This window comes from Robbsia betulipollinis, assembly GCF_026624755.1.
Taxonomy (GTDB): Bacteria; Pseudomonadota; Gammaproteobacteria; order Burkholderiales; family Burkholderiaceae; genus Robbsia; species Robbsia betulipollinis.
The window spans coordinates 1,179,829-1,200,095 of record NZ_JAPMXC010000001.1 but is presented as its reverse complement, the minus strand read 5'-3'; the positions used below and the strand labels follow the sequence as shown (position 1 = coordinate 1,200,095).

19 protein-coding genes are annotated in these 20,267 nt (G+C 66.1%); 9 read left to right on the top strand and 10 right to left on the bottom strand.

Translation table 11 applies throughout. The annotated features are described in order from the left end of the window. Positions 1-79: 79 nt before the first annotated feature. Complete coding sequence (locus OVY01_RS23230; protein WP_432422183.1) at positions 80-295, top strand: integrase core domain-containing protein; 216 nt, start codon at positions 80-82, stop codon at positions 293-295. 112 nt (positions 296-407) lie between these two features. Here OVY01_RS23230 and OVY01_RS05255 read toward each other — a convergent pair whose 3' ends face one another. The 5 genes from OVY01_RS05255 to OVY01_RS05235 all read right to left on the bottom strand — a co-directional run bounded on the left by OVY01_RS05255 (position 408) and on the right by OVY01_RS05235 (position 5,697). Continuing rightward, the gene (locus tag OVY01_RS05255) at positions 408-965 is read right to left on the bottom strand and encodes a GNAT family N-acetyltransferase (RefSeq protein WP_267846189.1); all 558 of its coding nucleotides are present in this window, start codon (positions 963-965) and stop codon (positions 408-410) included. A gap of 2 nt (positions 966-967) precedes the next feature. Next, complete coding sequence (locus OVY01_RS05250; protein WP_267846188.1) at positions 968-1,687, bottom strand: haloacid dehalogenase type II; 720 nt, start codon at positions 1,685-1,687, stop codon at positions 968-970. A gap of 315 nt (positions 1,688-2,002) precedes the next feature. Next, a complete protein-coding gene (cysE, locus tag OVY01_RS05245) occupies positions 2,003-2,884 on the bottom strand; it encodes a serine O-acetyltransferase (protein ID WP_267846186.1) in 882 nt (293 codons plus the stop codon). A 74-nt stretch (positions 2,885-2,958) separates the two neighbouring features. Then, a complete protein-coding gene (locus OVY01_RS05240; protein WP_267846185.1) occupies positions 2,959-4,227 on the bottom strand; it encodes an MFS transporter in 1,269 nt (422 codons plus the stop codon). 3 nt (positions 4,228-4,230) lie between these two features. Next, entirely contained in the window at positions 4,231-5,697 is a 1,467-nt protein-coding gene (locus OVY01_RS05235; RefSeq protein ID WP_267846183.1) for a M20 family metallopeptidase, read from the bottom strand. Positions 5,698-5,833: 136 nt separating this feature from the next. Here OVY01_RS05235 and OVY01_RS05230 point away from each other — a divergent pair, with 136 nt between their 5' ends. From OVY01_RS05230 to OVY01_RS05195, 8 genes are all read left to right on the top strand, one after another. Continuing rightward, positions 5,834-6,742, top strand: coding sequence for a LysR family transcriptional regulator (locus OVY01_RS05230; RefSeq protein WP_267846180.1), 909 nt, complete (start codon positions 5,834-5,836; stop codon positions 6,740-6,742). Positions 6,743-6,939: 197 nt separating this feature from the next. Continuing rightward, positions 6,940-7,821: a PhzF family phenazine biosynthesis protein gene (locus tag OVY01_RS05225; RefSeq protein ID WP_267846179.1), complete on the top strand. Its 882-nt coding sequence runs from the start codon at positions 6,940-6,942 to the stop codon at positions 7,819-7,821. 85 nt (positions 7,822-7,906) lie between these two features. Continuing rightward, positions 7,907-8,539 carry a LysE family translocator gene (locus OVY01_RS05220; protein ID WP_267846178.1) on the top strand — a complete coding sequence of 211 codons (633 nt, stop codon included), beginning with the start codon at positions 7,907-7,909 and terminating at the stop codon, positions 8,537-8,539. Between the two features lie 99 nt (positions 8,540-8,638). Next, complete coding sequence (locus OVY01_RS05215; protein ID WP_267846177.1) at positions 8,639-9,073, top strand: GNAT family acetyltransferase; 435 nt, start codon at positions 8,639-8,641, stop codon at positions 9,071-9,073. Between the two features lie 146 nt (positions 9,074-9,219). Next, positions 9,220-9,642, top strand: a complete 423-nt coding sequence (locus OVY01_RS05210; RefSeq protein ID WP_267846174.1) for an FKBP-type peptidyl-prolyl cis-trans isomerase — start codon at positions 9,220-9,222, stop codon at positions 9,640-9,642. Positions 9,643-9,984: 342 nt separating this feature from the next. Further along, complete coding sequence (locus tag OVY01_RS05205; RefSeq protein ID WP_267846173.1) at positions 9,985-11,319, top strand: MmgE/PrpD family protein; 1,335 nt, start codon at positions 9,985-9,987, stop codon at positions 11,317-11,319. An 11-nt stretch (positions 11,320-11,330) separates the two neighbouring features. Continuing rightward, positions 11,331-12,008 (top strand): aspartate/glutamate racemase family protein, encoded by a 678-nt coding sequence (locus OVY01_RS05200; protein ID WP_267846171.1) that lies wholly within the window; start codon positions 11,331-11,333, stop codon positions 12,006-12,008. 24 nt (positions 12,009-12,032) lie between these two features. Further along, positions 12,033-12,605, top strand: a complete 573-nt coding sequence (locus OVY01_RS05195) for a DUF4865 family protein (protein ID WP_267846169.1) — start codon at positions 12,033-12,035, stop codon at positions 12,603-12,605. A 41-nt stretch (positions 12,606-12,646) separates the two neighbouring features. Here the strand turns inward: OVY01_RS05195 and OVY01_RS05190 are convergent, their stop codons facing one another. The 5 genes from OVY01_RS05190 to OVY01_RS05170 form a co-directional block, all read right to left on the bottom strand. Beyond that, positions 12,647-14,545 (bottom strand): potassium transporter Kup, encoded by a 1,899-nt coding sequence (locus OVY01_RS05190; protein WP_432422182.1) that lies wholly within the window; start codon positions 14,543-14,545, stop codon positions 12,647-12,649. A gap of 182 nt (positions 14,546-14,727) precedes the next feature. Then, positions 14,728-16,086 carry a D-serine ammonia-lyase gene (dsdA, locus tag OVY01_RS05185; RefSeq protein ID WP_267846168.1) on the bottom strand — a complete coding sequence of 453 codons (1,359 nt, stop codon included), beginning with the start codon at positions 16,084-16,086 and terminating at the stop codon, positions 14,728-14,730. Between the two features lie 53 nt (positions 16,087-16,139). Continuing rightward, a complete protein-coding gene (locus OVY01_RS05180; RefSeq protein WP_267846167.1) occupies positions 16,140-17,702 on the bottom strand; it encodes an amidase in 1,563 nt (520 codons plus the stop codon). Between the two features lie 203 nt (positions 17,703-17,905). Next, positions 17,906-18,832 (bottom strand): LysR family transcriptional regulator, encoded by a 927-nt coding sequence (locus OVY01_RS05175; RefSeq protein WP_267846165.1) that lies wholly within the window; start codon positions 18,830-18,832, stop codon positions 17,906-17,908. Between the two features lie 129 nt (positions 18,833-18,961). Further along, entirely contained in the window at positions 18,962-20,206 is a 1,245-nt protein-coding gene (locus OVY01_RS05170) for an MFS transporter (RefSeq protein WP_267846162.1), read from the bottom strand. Between the last annotated feature and the right edge of the window lie 61 nt (positions 20,207-20,267).

Sequence of the window (20,267 nt, the reverse complement as noted above, 5' to 3'; positions counted from 1 at the left end):
GAATAGCCGCACTGACTTGCGGTAACCGTCAGCACGATATGCAAGTCGAGCGCATCGGCAACTGCTGGCCGACTTCCGGATGAAACAATCGATGAATCGGCGGGCACACTTCCGGGACAATAGCGCAGTGGACAGCTTCTTCAAATCGCTGAAAGTTGAATGCGTATATCAGCAAGGTTACGAGAATCGCGACAAAGCCCGACAAGACATTGTGGCGTGGATCGAAGGGTTCTACAATCGCGTGCGATTACATGCGGCGCTCAAATATAAAGCACCAGCACGGCCGAAGCGTTAGAGGTGGCAGCGTAGTCCTGCCGAACGTGAATGCCGGGCCGGATCACGGGTTTGATGCACCGTTTTTCGTCATGCACTTCAACGGGCCGCTTCAACGGGCCGCGGCCAGGAAGTCAGCGCAGGTGTTTCACCATGTGATCCTCGTCGTAGAACCGCCCGTCCACCTGCATGGCCTGCGGTTCGGTGCCGAAACAGGTGAAGCCGTGCGCGACGTAGAGTTTCTTCGCGGCGATATTCGCCGAATTGACGCGCAGCTGGAGCTGCAGGCAACGCCATTCGGCGGCGGCGTGTTCCGTGGCCGCGCGCAGCAGGCTCGCCGCGATGCCGCGGCCGCGATGCCCGGGTTCGACGAACACGCCCCAGACGCTGGCCTTGTGACTGATCTGACGCAGCGTTTCGCGGGCCAGGCCCGTGACGCCGACCAGCGCGTCGTCGGCGAACGCGCCGAATACCACCTGATCCGGCATCGGCCGGATGCGGGCGACGATGTCCGGGATCGACCGGCGGGCTTGTTCGTCGCGGGTGGGCCAGATCGCGGTGGGCGAATCGTCGATCGCGCGCAGGCGCAAGCGTTGATAGCGGTCGGCATCCAGCGCGCTCAGGATGCGCACGGTGAAGCCGGGGGCCGCGGCCGGTGCGCCGTCGCCGGTGTCGGGTGCAAGGTCGCTCATGGTCAGCATCCCAGCGCATCGGCCGCGGCGACCAGACTGTCGGCGACGATATCCCAGTCCTGCTCGGCGTTCAGATCGCTCCGCTGGCCGGCGCCGTGTTCGAGCGGCCGCCGCACGAATACCGTATGCAGGCCGCACTCCCGCGCCGCTTTGAGATCGTTGTTGTGCGCGGCGACCATGCCGACCTGCGTGGGCGCGAGGCCGACGGCCTCCGCCGAACGCAGATAGGTCTGCGCCTGGGGTTTGTAACTGCGCGCGATCTCGGCGCCCACGATCACGTCCCAGGGCAGGCCGCCGAAGCGCGCGAGCCGCATCATGCCGGCGAGATGGCCGTTGGACAGGGGCCCGATCGCGAAACGGCGTTTCAGCCGCGTCAGCCCTTCGACCGCGTCGGGCCAGGGATCGAGTTCCTGCCACGCCAGATTCAGCGCATGCAGCTCCGCCGCGGGAACCGTGGCGGGGTCGAGACCGTGCCGGCGTAGCACCTGTTCCAGGTTCTCGCGATTGAGCACGTCGAGCCGGACCCAGGGCCGGCGCCCGGCACGTACTTCCTCCATCGCCGGGTCATAGCGCGAGCGCCATTCGTCGGCAAAGGTCAGCGGATCGACGTCCAGACCTTTCGACCGCAGGAAGGGTTCCGACTTGCGTGCCACGCCGGCGCGCCAATCGACCACCGTGCCGAACACGTCGAAACCGAGAAAACCGACTTCCGCCATCGTCATGAAGCGTCTCCTGCGAATACCGTGACGCGCGGGGCGCCGGGACGTTTCATTATGCACGCCGCCATGCGCTCCGCCGGCACCGGAAAACGACATATCTCAAATTACGCAACTAACAGCCATATTAAAAAGAAACAGAATACAACAAGCCAGGCACGGCGCAACCAGGGGAAATCGGGCGCACGTCAGACCCAGCGTCGGCCGACCGACGATGCGCCGCTGCCGCTGCCGCTGCCGGTTCCGGTCCCGGTCCCGGTCCCGGTTCCGGCCGCCTCGGCAATCCATCGTTCGAACGATGCCACGGCGATGACTTGCCCCCTAGCCGATGGGACAGGAACGCAGGTCGTGCCCGCGCGGCGCAGCTGTGCCGACAGCGGTGCCTTGCGCATCGCCAAAACAGCCCGCGGTGGGCTCCTTCAGGAAATTCTGGTTCATTTCATCGGCCGCGGCCGCCATGGCGCCGCCCGCCTGGCCGACGATGCGCGCGGGAATGCCCACCACGGTCATGCCGGGCGGCACGTCGTTGAGGACGACGCTGCCCGCGCCCACCTTCGCGCCATGACCGACGATGAGGTTGCCCAGCAAGGTGGCGCCCGCGCCGATCAGCACCCCGTCGCCGATCTTCGGATGCCGGTTGCCGGTCTGATTGCCGGTGCCGCCCAGCGTCACCGCCTGCATGATCGATACGTCGTCGCCGATCACGCAGGTCTCGCCGATCACGATGCCGGTGGCGTGATCGAACATGATGCCCCGGCCGATCCGCGCGGCGGGATGCATGTCGACGCCGAGCGTGCGCGAACTGGCGCCCTGCAGCCAGCGGGCCAGCTCGCGCCGTCCCGCGTTCCACAGGGCATGCGCGAGACGGTGTGTCTGGATCGCCTGGAAGCCTTTCTGGTCGAGCAGGATGTGCAGCAGGGCGTCGCTGGCCGGGTCGCGGCGCAGCACGGCCTCGATGTCGTGCCGCGCCTGCTCGACGAGCAGGGGGGCATCGCGATGTACGGCGGCGAAGATATCGAACAAGGCCTGCTCGCCCACCTGCGCATCCGCCAGGCGCGCGGCCAGCAAGCGGCACAGCATGGCGGAAAATGTCGGCGGCGTGAGGATGCGGTGCTGCAGCAGCGTCGCGAAAATCGGTTCCCGCCGCTGTAGCGCGGCGGCTTCCTGGCGCAGCAGGACGGCGAGTTTTTCGGTGGCGGTCACGCCCGTCTCCTTCGACGAAATGATGGAAACGTTAGCAGAACTCCCGCGATGCCGCTGCGTGCGCGCACGCGGCGTCACACCGGGACGGCGTGCACCGCGCGCGGCCGGCGGCTCAGCGCGGCGAGCGCAGAGAGGCTGATCACCGCCGTGAACATCAGATAGAAGCTCGGCGCGCTGGCGTTGCCGGTGACGCTCAGCAGCCAGATCACGATCGCGGGCGTGAAGCCGCCGAACACCGCCACTCCGACGTTATAGCCGATCGACATGCCGGTCGCCCGGGTCGCCGCCGGGAAAATCTCCGACATCAACGCCGGCAGCGCGCCGAAATAGATCGATTTGAGCAGCGACAGCCACGCCACCAGCGCGAACAAGGCCGGCGCACCGGGGTGCGAGACGACAAAAACGAATGCGGGATAGCCGGTCAGCAGGATCAGCAGCGCCGTGAGCGACATCTGCCTGAGGCGGCCGATGCGGTCGGAGAGATGGCCCGCGAGCGGCGTCACGCCGGTCAGGATCGCGCCGCCCAGCACGGCGGCGGCGAAGCCGCTGGAGGCGGGCAGATGAAGCTGCCGCACCGCGTAGGTCGGCACGTAATGCAGCATGTAATTAACCGCCGTCGACACGGTCAGGGCGCCGATCGAGACCAGCAGCATCGCTTTTTGCCGGAAGAAAACGTCGCGTACCGGATGCGCCGTGTGCGCCGCCGCGGTGAAATCCGGCGCATCTTCGAGAAAGCGTCGCAGGTACAGTCCCACCGGCCCGATCAGCAAGCCGAAAAAGAACGGCACCCGCCAGCCCCACGCCGCCAGTTCCGCCGGCGTCAATGCCCGGGAGAGGACATAGCCGAAGAGTGCGGCGGTCAACGTCGACAAGCCCTGCGTCGCGAACTGCCAGCTGGCGAGAAAGCCGCGGCGCTGCGGGGCGTGCTCGATCAACAGGGCGGTGGACGCACCGAATTCGCCGCCCGCGGAGAAGCCCTGGATCAGCCGCGCGATGAACACGGCAACCGGCGCCGCGAGGCCGAGGGTCGCGTAACCCGGCATGACCGCGATGATGGCCGTGCCGACGGTCATCAGCACGACGCTCAGCATCAGCGCCGCCTTGCGGCCGCGCCGGTCGGCGTACGCGCCCAGCACCATGCCGCCCAGCGGACGCACCAGGTAGGAGGCGCCGAAGGAGCCGAAGGTCAGCAGCATCGACGCGGTTTCATTCGCGGCGGGGAAAAACTGCTTGCCGATATAGACCGCGAAAAGGGCATAGATCGCGATATCGAACCATTCGAGCGCGTTGCCCGCGGAGGTGGCGACGACGACCTGCGTCAGACTGAGGGGTTTTTTCCGCATGGCTCAGGCACCCGCCGGCGGCATGGCGGGAGCGGCGCCGCCGGCCGGGGTGCGGGTGGCGACGATGGCCGGTGCGGCATCGGCGAGGTCCCACCACAACCCGGCCATGATCGCGAGGGATTCGCGCGCGACCGAACCCAGCAGGTGCTCGTCGGGCGCGTGCTGCGCGCATGCCGGATAGGAGTGGGGCACCCAGAGCGTGGGCAGGCCCAGGGTACGGGCGAACACATCGTTCGGCACCGTGCCGCCGAGATTGGGCAGCAGCGCCGGGCGCTTGTCGGTGGTGCGGGCCATCGAATCCAGCGCCCAGTGGACCCAGGGGTCGTCGAGTTCCAGACGCGTCGCCGGGCTCGCGGAGCGGACCGTGACGCGCACGTCGACGAAACCCAGACGCGCGAAGTGCGCGTCCAGATGTTCCGCGAGACGTTCCCAGTCCGTGCCGACCACGAAACGCAGCTGGCAAACCGCCAGCGCCGTCGGCGGAATCGCATTGACTGGGGCGTCGGCATTGCCGGACTTGAACGCCAGCACTTCGAGTGCGTTCCAGGCGATCACCCGCTCCGTGGGCGTGAGGCCGGGTTCGCCCCATTCGGGATCGATGGCGGGGGAGCTGGCGTCGCGTCCCAGTTCGATATCCGCGAGCGCGTCGCGCACGGCAGCGGAGACGGGCGGCGGCCGCAAGCCGTCGACGAGAATGCTCCCCCGGCGATCGACGAGGCTGGCGATGGCCTGCGCGAGCACCACCGCCGGATTCTTCAACACGCCGCCCCAGTTGCCGGAGTGGTGGCCGCCGTCGCGCAGCGTCACCTCGAGCTGAAACAGCACGCCGCCGCGCGAGCCGAGGAAGAGGGTGGGGCGTTCGGCCGACACGCGCGGGCCGTCCGATGCGAGGAAGACATCGGCGGCCAGTACCGCGGCGTGTTCGGCGCAGACGGCGTTCAGGCCCGGCGAACTGATTTCCTCTCCGGTCTCGAAAATCACCTTCACATTGAAGCCGAGCTTGCCGCCGCGCGCGGCGATGACCGCCGCGAGCGCGGCGAAGTTGACCGAATGCTGGCCCTTGTTGTCGGCGGTCCCGCGCCCGTACCAGCGGTCGCCTTCGACGGTGACGTCCCAGGGAACCAGGCCGTCGCGCCACTCCTTGTCGTAACCGCGCACGACGTCGCCGTGCCCGTAGGTGAGTACGGTCGGCAGCGCATCGTCTTCGTGGCGGTGCGCGATCAGCAGGGGCGCGTGCGGCGCGACCGGGTTCGGCACGATGCGGTGGGTGAAGCCGAGCCGCGCGAGCGTCGGCGCCATCTCCTCGACGAGATAGGCGTTCAGCGCCGCTGCGCCGGTGGAGGTCTGGCTCTCGCTGCGGTAGGCAACCCGGCGTTTCAGGTCTTCCAGAAACGTGCCCGAATCGAAGCCTGCCTGTGCGTCTGCGATCGCGGCGGCGCGACCGTGCGAATCATTCCGTGTCGGGGGCATGGCGGGTTTCCTTGAATGTCTGCCGGTATCGAATGGCCGTCGCTCAGTCTAGAAAAACCAAAAATTGACGACAATTGCAATTTTTGCGCATAGCATTGCCGAAAAAGCAAGGCACCAAAAGCGAGGCACCCACCCCATGCTGCATGGCATCGCCCTCACGTATTTTGTCGAAGTCGCGCGTACCGGCTCGCTCGCCGCGGCGTCGGAGACCCTGCATGTCGCGGTATCGGCCATCAGCCGGCAGATCGCCAAGCTCGAGCGCAGCGTCGGGACGCCGTTGTTCGAGCGGCTGCCGCGCGGCATGGCGTTGACGCCGTCGGGCGAACTGCTCGCGCAGCATGCGCGCCGCGCGTTGCTCGATGGCGATACCGTTCTCGGCGAGATCGCCTCGGCGCAGGCGATCGGCGCGGGCATGGCGCGTATCGGCTGCACGGAGGGTTTTACCCGCGACTTCCTGCCGCGCGTGTTGGCCACGCATCATGCCCATCATCCGCATACCCGGTTCGTGCTGCGCGCGGGTACGCCGCAACAGGTCGAGCAGTGGGTGGCGCACGGCGAGGTCGATCTGGGACTGTCCTTTTCGACCACGAGTTCGCCGCTGGTCGCGGTCGAATTCAGCGCGGCGGCGCCGATCTGCGCGTTGATGCGAGCCGACCATGCGCTCGCCGCCCGGCAGGTCGTCACCCTCGACGCGGTGCTCGCCTACCCGATCGCGATCCTGGAGCGCGGCAGTACGGTGCGGGAACTGATGGACTGGTGCTGTGCGATTCGCGGGCGACACCTGGAACCGCTACTGACCAGCAACAATTCCAGCGCGATGCACCAGTTCGCCACGTTGAGCGGCGCCCTCACGCTGGGCAGCCGCGTGGGTCTGGACGACATCGCGGGCGCGTCCTCGATGGTCGCGCGGCCGATCGACGAGCCGCTGCTCATGGAACGGTATGTCCGGTTGAGCGTGATGAAGGAGCGGCGTTTGGCGCCGACGATCGGCGCGCTGGTCGCGGCTTTGCGGGAGGCGCTGACGGCCACGCTGGCCATGCCGTGAGCGCGCGTGTCTCGCATCGGTCGTCCCCGGTCGCAGCAGCCTGGGCGCAACACATGAACTGGCTTGGTGCCGGCGGTCCGAACTGGCCCTGTTCAATCCGTTTTGCACTGCTGCACAATCCGTGGAGCGTCGAATTTCGGGGTCTGCCGCCATACGAGTCGTCCCCCTTGCCATTATCTCCATTGGATTGACTGCCCATGACCACTCATGCATTTCGCCTGCTGAACGTCTTCGCCGAATCCACCTTCGGCGGCAACCCGCTCTGTGTGTTCGAGGACGGCAGGGGACTCGACGACGCGACCATGCAGGCGCTGGCACGGCAGTTCAACCTCTCGGAAACGACCTTCCTACTGCCGAGCGAACGCGCCGCGGCACGCGTGCGCGTTTTCACGCCCGACTATGAATTGCCGTTCGCCGGTCATCCGACATTGGGCAGCGCGCACGTGGTGCGCGACAGGAGCGAGGCGGGTGATGCGTTCATGCTGGAATTCGCTGCGGGTCCGGTCCCGGTCAGCGCCAGCGGTGACGTCTGGACGCTGACCGCACCGGCCGGCGGGCACCCGGGTATTGCCGCGTGCGTGAAGCCGGGCGCGGCGCTGACCGGCGTTTTCGGCCTGGGTGCAGGGGACTTGGCCGCTGTGCCGACATGGGTCGACACCGGTGTGCGGCAATTGCTCTTGCCGCTCGCCACCCCGGAGGCGGTACGTCGCGCCCGTCCCGATGCGTCCCGTCTCGAAGACTGGCCTGGCAACGGCGTCATGCGGCGGTCCGCCTACCTGTTCGCCTTCGACCCGGCACGCCCCGGCAAGGTCGTCTCCCGGTACTTTTTCGAGATGCAGGGGAGCGTCATCGAGGACCCGGGCACCGGTTCCGCCTGCGCGAACCTCGGTGGCTGGCTGCTGTCGCGCGACGCGCCGCTGCCGCTCGCGTATGCAATCGAGCAGGGCGACGCCGTTGGCCGACCCTGCCGGCTGAGCCTGAACGTCACGCCGGAACGCACGGTGCGGGTCGGTGGACGCGTGATCGAAATCGCGCGCGGCGTCGTCACGCTCCAGGATTCGCCCCATTCAACGAAGTGATGTTCAGACAGCCCCGGCGATGGCATCATTCGCTGACGGCGGTCTGATCCGGCGGTCCGATTCATTACCCACGCAGGAGCGGCGTATGACGTTTCACACATGGTGTCTCTTTGCGCTGGCCTATCTCGCGACGACGCTCTCGCCGGGGCCGAATGTGCTGCTGGTCATTCGCAACACGATCCGCTATGGAAGCCGCGGCACGGCGGCGACCATCGCCGGCAATCTGGTGTCGCAAGCGGTCGTCGTCACGCTCGTCGCGCTCGGGGTGGGCGCGGTGCTCGCCGCCATGCCGCCGTTGTTCATCGCCATGAAGATCGTCGGGGCGGTGTACCTGATATACCTCGGTGTCAAGCAACTGCGCAGCGCCGGGCCGCGCGCAAAACCGGGCACGGGTGCGCCGTCCGCGCCGGTGCTGGACAACCGCAAGGTCTTTCGCGAGGCGCTGATCGTCTCGGGCAGCAATCCGAAGACGCTGATTTTCTTCTGTGCCTTCATGCCGCAATTCATCTCGCACGACCACGCCTTGCCATTGCAGTTCGTGGTGATGTACCTGACCTGCGCGGGCATCGTGGCGCTGGTGTATACCGTCTACGCCTTCTCCGTGCGCCGGCTGCACGGCGGACTCGGCAAGCGCCGCTGGCTCGACACCGTCAAGCGCGGCAGCGGCCTGATCTTCGTGGCGCTGGGCATCAAGCTGCTGACCGCCCGTCAGGCGTGACGTCAGGTCTGACGCAAGGTCTGACATGCGCTCAAGCGCACGCCGGGCCGGTGCGATGCCGGTCCTTTCACAACGAACGCGTACCACGATGGATGCACGATGGAAATACGCCCCTACGCCAACGCCGACCAGGATGCCGTGATCGCACTCTGGCATGCGTGCGAACTCGTGCGGCCATGGAACGACCCCGCGCGCGACATCGCCCGCAAACTCACCGAACAGCCCGAATTGTTCCTCGTCGCCATCGAGGGGGACGCGCGTGTGGGCAGCATCATGGCGGGCTTCGAAGGCCATCGCGGCTGGGTCAACTATCTCGCCGTCGCGCCGTCGCATCGCGGTCGCGGTCTGGGCCGCCGACTGATGGCGGAAGTAGAGACGCGGCTCGCCGAGCGGGGCTGCCCGAAACTCAACCTGCAGGTTCGCGCATCCAACGCCGCGGTCATCGCCTTTTATCGCCAACTGGGTTATGTGCAGGACGACGTGCTGTCTTTCGGTCGCCGTCTCATAGAGGATGCGCCCAGCCAGGTGGGCTGAACGGGAGGGGCCACGCGCCACGCGCGTATCCGCTGCCATGGCGTCGACTATAATCTCCCCACCGGCGGAAGCGGCGCGGACAGCACGCCGTGCGCTTCCGGTCCTCCCTGCGCCCGCCACCGGGCGTGCTTACCGCAAAGGCTTCAATGAAATCGATTCGCTTGGTATGTGCCGCATCGCTCGCATTCGCTTGCTTCTCCACCGCCGTACTGGCCGCCGCGCCGGGCGGCGCCACCGACACCCTGCCATCGGGCGTCACGGTCCAGCATCTGCGGGCCGGCACCGGCGCGAGCCCTTCGGCATCGGACACGGTTACCGTGAACTACCAGGGCACGCTGAACAACGGCACGGTGTTCGACAGCTCCTACAAGCGCGGCGAACCCACTTCCTTTCCGCTGAACCGCGTGGTGCCGTGCTGGACGCAGGGTATCCAGAAAATGAAGGTCGGCGAGAAAGCGCGTCTGGTCTGCCCGCCCGCCACGGCGTATGGCGACCGGGGCGTGCCGGGTGTGATTCCGGCCGGCGCGACGCTGACCTTCGACGTGGAACTGCTGAGTATCCAGCACTGAGTCGCTGATCCACGGAGGCGCCGATACCCGCCCGGCATCGACGCGCGCCAACGTCGAGCCCAGGAAAACGGCGTAGGCGCGCGGCGGGAATGTCGCATTGCTTGTATTCTGTTCGAACCGTAATGGCGCGGTCGAGCCACAGACTATAAGCGGAGACGCCCAGCATGCAACCCGTAGATCGACGCAGTTTCCTCAAGGCCGGCGCAGCCGTGTCCCTGGCCTCCACGACGCCCGTGTTCGCCGCCCTGACCCCCCGACGGCAAGGCCGCCGCCGGCGCTCCCGGCGCCGACGCTCCCCCCGCGGGCGAACCGGGGGCCGCCGGCACGAAAGCCGTGCCGCGCGTGACCCACATCCTCGCGAAGTATCTCGTCGACGCGCGCTACGAAGACCTGCCCGCGAACGTGCGCAAGGAAGGCGTGCGCACGCTCATGAACTGGGTGGGCGTGGCCGTCGGCGGCTCGCGCGAAGACCCGGTGAAGCGTTCGATCGCCGCGTTGCGCCCGTTCTCGGGGCCGCCGCAGGCGAGCCTGCTAGGGCGCACCGAGCGCTTCGACATCATGAACGCGGCTTTCATCAATGGCGTCAGCAGCCACATCTTCGATTACGACGATACCCATCTCAAAACCATCATCCATCCCGCCGGGCCGGTGGCATCGGCGATACTCGCGTTCTCGGAGTACCACCCGGTATCGGGCAAGGATTTCCTGAACGCGCTGGTCCTGGGCGTGGAGACCGAATGCCGTATCGGCAATGCCGTGTACCCGAACCACTACGACGTCGGCTGGCACATCACCGGCACCTGCGGGGTGTTCGGTTCGGCGGCGGCGATCGGCAAGCTGCTGGGTTTGAGCGAACAGCGGATGGTCTGGGCGCTGGGCCTCGCCGCCTCCCAGCCGGTGGGCTTGCGCGAGTCCTTCGGCTCGATGAACAAGAGTTTCAATCCAGGGCGCGCGGCCACCAACGGCATCTTCGCGGCGCTGCTCGCCGCACAGGACTACACCAGTTCCGACGGCATGATCGAGGCCAAGCGAGGCTGGGCGAACACCATCAGCACCAAGCAGGACTATCGCGAAATCACCGAGGGCCTGGGGCAACGCTACGAATCCCTGTTGAACACCTACAAGCCCTTCGCCTGCGGTATCGTGATCCACCCGGCCATCGACGCCGCGATCCAGTTGCGCAACCAGTACCACCTCACGCCGGACATGATCGCGCGAGTCGATCTGCGCGTGCACCCGCTGGTCATCGAACTGACCGGCAAGAAAACCCCGCAGATCGGCCTCGAAGGCAAGTTCAGCATCTATCATTCGGTGGCCGTCGCGCTCATCGACGGTGCCGCGGGAGAAAAACAATACAGCGACCAGGCCGTGCGCGACCCTCGCACGGTTGCCTTGCGGGAGAAAGTCACCGCGACGATCGATCCCGCGATCCAGCCGCAGCAGGTTGATATGACCATCACGCTGAAGGACGGACGCAAGCTGCACAAATTCATCGAGCACGCGATCGGCAGCCAGGAAGTGCCGATGACGGATCAGCAGCTCGAGACCAAGTTCGAGGGCCTGACGGACGGCATTCTGTCCCAGGCCGCGACACGCGTGCTGATGGATCGCTGTTGGCAGGTGGAAAGCCTGCCGAGCGCGGCGGCCATCGCGCAGGCGGCGGTGCCGCAGGGGTAGGCGAGGCTGGCGTGCGAATCGCCTGCCTTCACACGGCCTGGAGCAACGTTGCGGTCTTCGACGCGGCTGCGCGGGACCTGGGGCTGTCCGCCACCGCGCTCGCGCATTTCGTCGAGCCCCGGTTGCTGGAGGATGCCGAGGCGGCGGGAGGGCTGACACCGGCCCTTCGGTCGCGAACCGCCGCGCGGCTATTGTCGATGGCGGCCGATGCCGATGCGGTATTGCTGACGTGTTCGACGCTTGGGCCGGTCGTCGATGCACTGAACGCGAAATCGCATGTACCGATCCTCAGGGCAGACGCCGCGCTCGCGGTGGCGGCGGCCGCGCATCATGGGAAGGTCGCGGTTCTGTGTGCAGCCGCGACGACCGTGCCTGCCACCCGCACGCTTTTCGAACATGCGGCCAGCGGGTCGGATGCGCAGATCGAACTGACGCTGGTTCCGAATGCGTGGCGGTGCTTCAAAAGCGGCGACAGCGAAGGCTATCAGTCGCTGCTCGTTGGCGCGATAGAACGGGCGTACGTGGATGGCGCGAGCATCGTTGTGCTCGCGCAAGCGTCGATGGCGCCGGCAGCGGCGCGGTGCCGGCTAACGCCCGTGCCCCTGACGGTTCCGGCGAGCGCGCTGGCCGCCATCCTGGCGTTCCTCGAATCGCCCATGACCGATAGCGAGTACGACGTGAACCAATAGAAGTTGGACCTCCCGGAGTCGATGATGATCGCCATGCAATACAGCTTCGTCCTGCCGGCCGACTACGATATGTCGATCATCGAACGCCGTGTGCGGGAACGCGGGCACGTGTTCGACGACATGCCGTCGCTGGCCTTCAAGGCCTTCCTGATCGCCAGAAAGGACGGGGCGACGCCCGGCCGCCACGAAAATCTCTATGCACCCTTCTATCTGTGGGAAAACGACCAGGCGATGACGGGCTTTCTGTGCGGACCCCGTTTTCGGGCCGTGGTCGATGCCTTTGGCTGGCCGCTGGTGCGGACGTGGACGACGATGGCGGCGGAGCAGGGCAGCGCGCTCGGCGCGGCGCGCTTCGCCACCCGGGAGATCGTTCCCGTCGCGCCGTTTACGTCCCTGGATGCGTTACGCGACCGGGAACGCCGGTCGAGCGCCGCGGCCACGCGTGACGAAGGCGCGTTGTACGCGCTGTCGGCGTTCGAGCCCACGGGCTGGACAGTGGTGCGCTTTCGGCTCTGGCGCGACGCGACGGCAAGTCACGAGACCGGCGGCGCGCAGGTGTACGAGGTGGCGCATCTGTCGAATCCGGCCGGTCTGTGAGAACAACCGGCGCGCCCCCAGTCAGGCGCAGGATTCCCGCGTCATATGTTGATCTGACCGCCGAGTTCGACCACGCGATTCGGCGGCAGACTGTAATACTCGGCGGCCCGCGCCGCGTTGCGTCCGAGGAAGGCGAAGAGCTTGTCGCGCCACAAGGCCATTGCGTGGGTCTCGCCGGTCGCGATGATGGTGTCGCGTGCGAGGAAAAACGACGTGTCTTCCACTTCGTATGTCCATCCCGGGATATCTTTCTGGGCCAACCGCAGCAGGGCGGGAACGTTCGGTATCTCCATGAAACCGTGCCGGACGGTGACGGCGAAGCAGCCCTCGCCGAGCGATTCGACCGTTAACCGCTCGGCCTCCCGGGTATAGGGCACGTTGTCGGTGGCGCCGGCGAGAAAGATATTGGTGCGATGCAGCACCCGGTTGTGCTTGAGGTTATGCATGAAGGCCGTCGGCGTCATGCCGACGACGCTGCCGGGGAACACCGCCGTGCCTTCCACATGCGACGGCGCATGCGAGCCTTCGCGCAACGAAGCGAGCAGATCGCGAAGCGGCGGGTTGTCCGCTTTCATTTGCGTGATGAGGGCCGCGCGCCCGCGGTGCCATGTCGTCATCACCGTGAACAGCAACGCGCCCGCGGCCAGCGGAAACCAGCCGCCATCCAGGATTTTGCTGACGTTGCTCGAAACGAATGCCAGGTCGACGATCGCCATCGGACCGATCACCGCCGCCGTCGTCAGCGGCTTCCAGCGCCACAACGAATGCGTGACGAAAGACATCAGCAGCGTGGTCAGCAGCATCGTCGACGCCACCGCGATCCCATATGCGGATGCCAGATTATCGGACGATTTGAAGAACACCACGAGGAAAACGACGGCGACGAACAGGGACAGGTTGACGAAGGGCACGTACACCTGTCCTATCTCTTTTTTCGAGGTGTGCACGACCGGGGTGCGCGGCAGGAAACCGAGTTGCACGGCCTGCTTGGTCATCGAGAACGCGCCGGAGATGACGGCCTGCGACGCGATCACGGTCGCCGCCGCGGCCAGGATCACGAGCGGCAGCAGCGCCCAGCCCGGCGCGAGATTGAAAAACGGCTGCTGGACGAGCTTGGGATGCGCGAGCACGAGCGCGCCCTGACCGAAATAATTCAGGATCAGACTCGGCCAGACCAGAAACAGCCAGGCGAAGCGGATCGGCGATTTGCCGAAGTGACCCATGTCCGCATACAGGGCCTCGCCGCCCGTGAGTGCCAGGAAAACCGAACCCAGAACGATGAAGGCGGTGGCGGGGCTGTGCGCGATGAAGGCCAACGCGTACTGCGGCGACGCCGCGCGCAGGATATCGGGATGTTCCACGATGTGCAGGACGCCGAGCGCCGCGAGCACGAGAAACCAGACGATCATCACGGGCCCGAAGATCTTGCCCACCGCCCCGGTTCCGCTTTTTTGAATCGCGAAAAGCCCGGTGAGAATCACCAGCGAGATCGGAACGATCGCATGCGACAGCCCCGGATGGATCAGCGTGACGCCTTCCACGGCGGAGATCACCGAGATCGCGGGCGTGATCATCGAATCGCCATAGAACATCGCCGCGCCGAACACGCCGAGCGTCAGCAGCAGGTGCCGAAGCCTGGCCGGGGCGACGCCCGAGGCGAGCGCCGTCAGGGCCAGGATGCCGCCCTCGCCGTCGTTGTCGGCGCGCATCACGAAGCTCACGTATTTGAGCGTGACCACCAGCAGAATCGACCACAGGATCAGCGACACGATGCCGTAGATGTTGGTCTGCGTGACGCCCCCGGCCGCCTTGAGGCATTCGCGCAACGTATAGAGAGGGCTGGTCCCGATATCGCCGAACACGATGCCGACGGCGCCCATCAAGAGTGCGGGGCTGACCGATTTCGTCCCGTCGGAGGGATGTCTCACGGATGATCGCATTGTTTTGTAATGTAAGTGTAATCGTCGAAACGGCAAAAACGAGTCAGCTTACATCGTCGCGGGACAATCGGGTCGGCGGCGTGCGGAAGTACCGATACGAGCCGGCCCCGTCCCGCTGTTTGTTGCGCGGCATTCACGCATGCCGCGCCGGGCATCGCGGCGGCGTCGGGCTGCCGGGCCGCTTATCCGCGTAACGCGGCGCGTCCCTTTTCGAGATAGGCATTCATCTCCGGCGCCGGCACCATGCCGCCGCCGGTCGCCCAGATCACGTGAGTGGCATGCGCCAGCGCCGCGGCGTCGAGACGCATCCGGTCCCGATATCCCTGGTGCGCCGACAACACATGCGTGAACCCGGGCGCGCCCGCGAGCGCCGAGGGTTCGAGACGGATCTGCTCGGTTTGCGCCATCGTCGCGAGCAGCGCGTAGAGTTCCTCGTCCGGCACCGTGTAATAGCCGTCGATCATGCGTCGCATCGCGCGCCCGACAAAGCCGGAAGGGCGGCCGACCGCGAGGCCGTCGGCCGCGGTGACGTTGTCGATGCCGAAGTCCTGCACGGCGACCCGATCGTGGAGACCGGTATGCACGCCCAGCAGCATGCAGGGCGAATGCGTGGGTTCGGCGAAGAGGCAATGCACCGCGTCGCCGAACGCGAGTTTCAGGCCGAACGCGACGCCGCCCGGGCCGCCGCCGACGCCGCACGGCAGGTAGACGAACAGGGGGTGCGCGGCGTCGACGACCTGGCCCATCGCATCCAGTTGCGACCTGAGGCGCTGGCCGGCCACCGCATATCCCAGAAACAGGGTCGTCGAGTTCTCGTCATCGACGAAATGACAGGTGGGGTCGGCCTCGGCCAGCGCACGGCCCTGTTCGACGGCTTCGCCATAATCCCCCGCATATTCGACGACGCTCACGCCATGCGCGCGCAGACGGTCTTTTTTCCACTGACGGGCGTCCGCCGACATATGCACCGTCGTCGTGAAACCCAGTGCCGCGCTGGCGATGCCGATGGCCATGCCCAGATTGCCCGTCGACCCGACGGCGATGCGGTGCCGCCGAAACAGCGCGCGGCAGGCGTCGTTGTGCAGGATGCGATAGTCGTCGTCCCGTGTGAGCAGGCCGTGAGCCAGAGCCAATCGCTCCGCGTGGCACAGCACCTCGTAGATGCCCCCGCGCGCCTTGATCGATCCCGAGATCGGCAGATGACTGTCCTGCTTCAGGAACACGTTCGCCGGGGCTGCGGTGCGATACCGCCGGGCCACCGCCTCCGCGAAGGCCGGCACCGCACGCAATGGCGATTCGATGATGCCACCGGCCTCCCGCACGTCGGCAAACAGATCCGCCAGCAAGGGTGCGAAGCGTTGCAGGCGTGCGCTGGCATCGGCCACGTCGTCGGCCGTCAACAGAATATCATGCAGGGCGACCGACAAAGGGGCGACGTCGGGATTGAACCAGCTCACGGGCGTCAGGGCGGTGAGCGGGGCCAGCAGGGGGAATTCGGTGATCCATTCGGCAAGCGATTTGCCGTGTATCGAAGCGGTCATGGGCTGTGGGGAAATCGGAGTAAGGGTCGGCGCGGCATGTGTGATCGGCACCGTCAGACGCCGGGCGCGGCGCCGCCCCGGGCGCTGCCCGCGTCGGTATGGAAGATGGGCGGATGCGTGACGAAGGCGCGCAGGTCCGCATCGCTGCGCAGCAGTGCGGCGATGTCGGGCTTTGGTCGTGCCGTGAGCGGTGAACGCTCGAACACCGCTTCCATCGACCGCGCGGCCAGCAACAACGACAGATCGCCGTGGCATGGACCGATGACCTGCAGGCCGAACGGCATGCCGTGCCGGTCCACCCCGCAGGGCAGCGACAATGCCGGATTGGTCGCCAGGGTCACCACGTACGTCAACGCGAGCCAGCGATAATAATTCTCCAGCGCGACGCCGTTGACCGACGCCAGATACGGCTGCGTCCAGGGGAAGGGCGACACCGGCGTCACCGGCGACAGGATCAGATCGTAGCGCTCGAACAGGCGCTGGAAACGCCGGAAAATGCGGGTCTGTTCGGCATGCGCCCAGACGCAGTCCTTGAGACCCAGACCGATGCCCAGCTCGTAATTGGCGCGGGGATTCGGGCCGAGCGAATCGGGGTCGGCCTCGTAGGCTTTCTGCAAGCCCGCCACGAACGCCTCGGCGCGCAGCACGTCGAAGCAGCGATGCGCGTGCGTCATCGCGACATCGATCGGTTCGCAGACCGCGAATTGCCCCTGCATCGCGTGAATCTTCGCGCGGAAGACCTCGCGAATACCGTCATCCACTTCGCACACGCCGAAATCCTCGGTGTAGCCCACGCGCAGCGTCGACAGGTCCGTTTGCGCGCAGTCCTGCATGCGCGGCATCGGGGGAACGGGGAAACTCTGTGGATCGGTCGGCGAGATACCGGTGGTCGCGGCCAGTTGCAGCCACGTATCCGCGACGTCGCGGCCCATCGGTCCGACGACCGCGAGCGGCGTCCAGCCCAGTGGCTTGCGCTCGCTCGGCACCAGGCCCGGGGAGGTGCGCAGGCCCACGACGCCGCATTTCGCGGCGGGGATGCGCAGGGACCCGCCGGTGTCGGAGCCACTGCAAAGCGGCACCATATCCACCGCCAGCGCGGCCGCCGAGCCCCCCGACGAGCCTCCCGAATTCAGCCGCGGATCGAAGGGATTGCCCGTCGCGCCCCAGACCGGATTGAACGTGTTGGCGCCGGCGCCCATTTCCGGGACGTTCGTCTTGCCGACGACGATGGCACCGGCGGCGCGCAGACGCCGTACGAGCGTATTGTCGGCTGCGGGCACATTCGCGCGGTAGATCGGCGAACCGAATGTCGTCAGCAACCCCTCGGTGTCCTCCAGATCCTTGATGCCGATCGGCAAACCTTGCAGCAGCCCCGTGCGCTCGCCTTTCGCGAAGGCGGCATCGGCGGCAGCGGCCTCGCGTCTCGCGCGGTCGTAGCACGTGGCGGTAAAGGCATTGATCTTCGGATTCAGGGTGTCGATCCTGTCGATGCAGGCATCGAGCAGTTCGACCGCGGAGATTTCCCGCCGATCGAGCATTGCGCGCAACGCGACCGCGCTGTACGTGGGCAATGCTTCAAGGTCGGCGGCTTCAAGGTCGGCGTGTCCTTCGGCCATGTCTGTCGTTTCCTTCGCGTAGGGGCTGTGTTGCCCGATGGATGGCCGGTAGCCAGCGCAAAATGTAGCGGATTGAAATTCGTGCGACCAGTGCTCTTTGTCGAAAGCAGACATCCCTTTTCGACAAGGCGCTCCCGGAACCGTTTACCTTTGCGCCTGTGGCCACGCTATCTTGACTTCAGTGCACGGCCCCGGTGCGGGCGTCAGGCCGCGGGCGCCGTATCCGGGAGGGGCAGGCTCAGGCACAGCTGCTCGACGAAGGTCTGCAGCAGGGGCGGTAGTTGCCGGCGCGCGAGCGTCTGTACCTCGATCCAGCGGTTGCTTGCACGCAGTTCCGGCACCGGCAGGACGATGAGCTGGCCGCCGGCCAGCCGCTTTCGGATGAACAATTCGCCGCTGAAGGCGACGGCATCGCCGGCGAGGACGAAGCCGAGCAGCGTCTCGAGCGTTTCGCTATTGAGCGCGCCGTTGCAGATCAGGCCTTCGCGACTGCAATGGACATCGATCAGGCCGCGCAGCGTCGAACTCGGCCCCGGGAGCGCCAGAGGATAGTCGAGCAGATCGCGAAAAGAGACCTCGTCGCGCTGCGTCAACGGATGGGAGCGGGCGACGACCGCCAGAATGGGCGAGGGGGCGGAGAACGCCACGTGAATGTCCTGCGCCGGCTCCAGACTGAAAGTCAGGCCCACGTCGATATCGCCTTCACGTACCCGTTGCGTCACGCCCGCGGCGGTGTCGACGATCAGGTCGAAGTGGGTACGCGGGGCATCGTGGCGAAAACGCGCCATGGCCTGCGGCAGGAAATCCACCGCGAAACCCTGGGTGCAGCCGATGCGGATCTTGAAATGGGCATGGTCGCGCAGCGCGTCGATTTCCGTACACACCTGTTCCGCGTCGAGCAGGGAACGGCGTGCATAGGCTGCGAGCAGGACTCCCGCCGCACTGGGCACCATTCCCCGGGACTGACGAACGAAAAGGGCGGTGTTCAGTTCCCTTTCGAGCCGGCTGATTTGCCGGCTCACGGCGGACGGCACCACATTCAGACGTTCCGCGGCATCGCTGATCGAGCCGGTATTGACGACTTCGAGGAAGTAACGAACCGCTGCTTCCTGCAGGATGCGGGCTTTCATGGGCGCGGGTTCGAAGCGCTGCTTGCGCGTCCCGTCCTGCGGATGGCGCAGCGCCCCGGGAAATTGTACACGCAGGGAATCATACGCCTGTTGCCGCACGTCCCCGCGCCCCTGCCGTCCCGCCGGGCGTCACACCGCTTCGCCGAGGGCGGTCGCGCGCAGCGTGTGGATGTTGGCGCTGCTGATCGTCAGGCTGACCACCATGGCGAGCATCGCGGCGGCGATCAGGAACATGAACGCCGCATCGTAGCCACCGAACGTGGAGACCAGTACCCCGATGACCGCCGGCGCGACGAAGCCCGCGACCTGCCCTCCGAAGTTGACCATGCCGGCGCCGGTTCCCATCAAATGCGTCGGCAAAAACTTGGTCGGCAGGGCGAACACCGCCGCGAACACGAACGATTTGAAGAAATAGACCACCGCCTGATAGGCGATCACGCCGCCAATCGTCTCGGCCGTATACATCCTGTAGAGAAAGAACGCCGAGATGGCGCAGCAGGCCCCCATCAGGTACTTTTCCTTGCCGTCGAAGTACCGCACCAGCAGCCAGCCGCCGAGCGCAGTCGAGACACTGGCGGCGATGAAGGGCAACGGCGTCAGCAAACCGACCGACTTCAGGTTCAAATGGCGCGCGGTCATCAGATAGGCAGGCATCCAGGCATCCAGGCCCTTGTTGACGATGCCCATGCCGAACCAGACGGTCAGAACCTTCCACATCAGCGGCATTTTCAACAACGCGCGGGTGGCGGCGGCATCGATACGCTGCCGCGCGGGCATGGCTTTCGCGGCGCCTTCGCGCTTGCGCTCCCTGACGACGACCAGATACACCAGCGCGAACACGATACCGCCGATGCCGGCGACCACGAAAGCATGGCGCCAGCCAAGCGTCAAAATCAGCGGTGCGATGATCAGCGGCGCGATGAAGCTTCCCACGTAGTTCGACGACATCAGCAACGCCGACATTTTCGGACGCTCGCTACGCGCGTAGGCTTCCGCCACGCCCTTGACCGCCGCGCCCGGGTAACCGCCTTCGCCGAAGCCGAAAATCACGCGAATCACGATCATCGAAGCCAGCGACCAGGCAAAGCCCGTCAACAGGGTGAACACCGACCAGAAAATGATCGATGCGACGATCACCACCTTGCTGCCCCACCGGTCGGCGATCCAGCCCCCGGGGATCTGCATCGCAGAATAGCTTACATAGAACGCGCTGAGCACGATGCCCAGTTCGGCGGGGGAGAGGTGAAATTCCTTGCCGATATCGACGAGCGATAGCGAGATGGCGGAACGGTCGATGTAGGAGATGCAATAACCGATGTAGAGCAGTACGAATACCCACGTCCGGGTGCTGTTTCGTTGACGCGCGTCAATCATGCGAAGGTCCGGAAAGAGTCGAATGATATGGCGCGGGATATCACGGTGGCGCGATGGCACG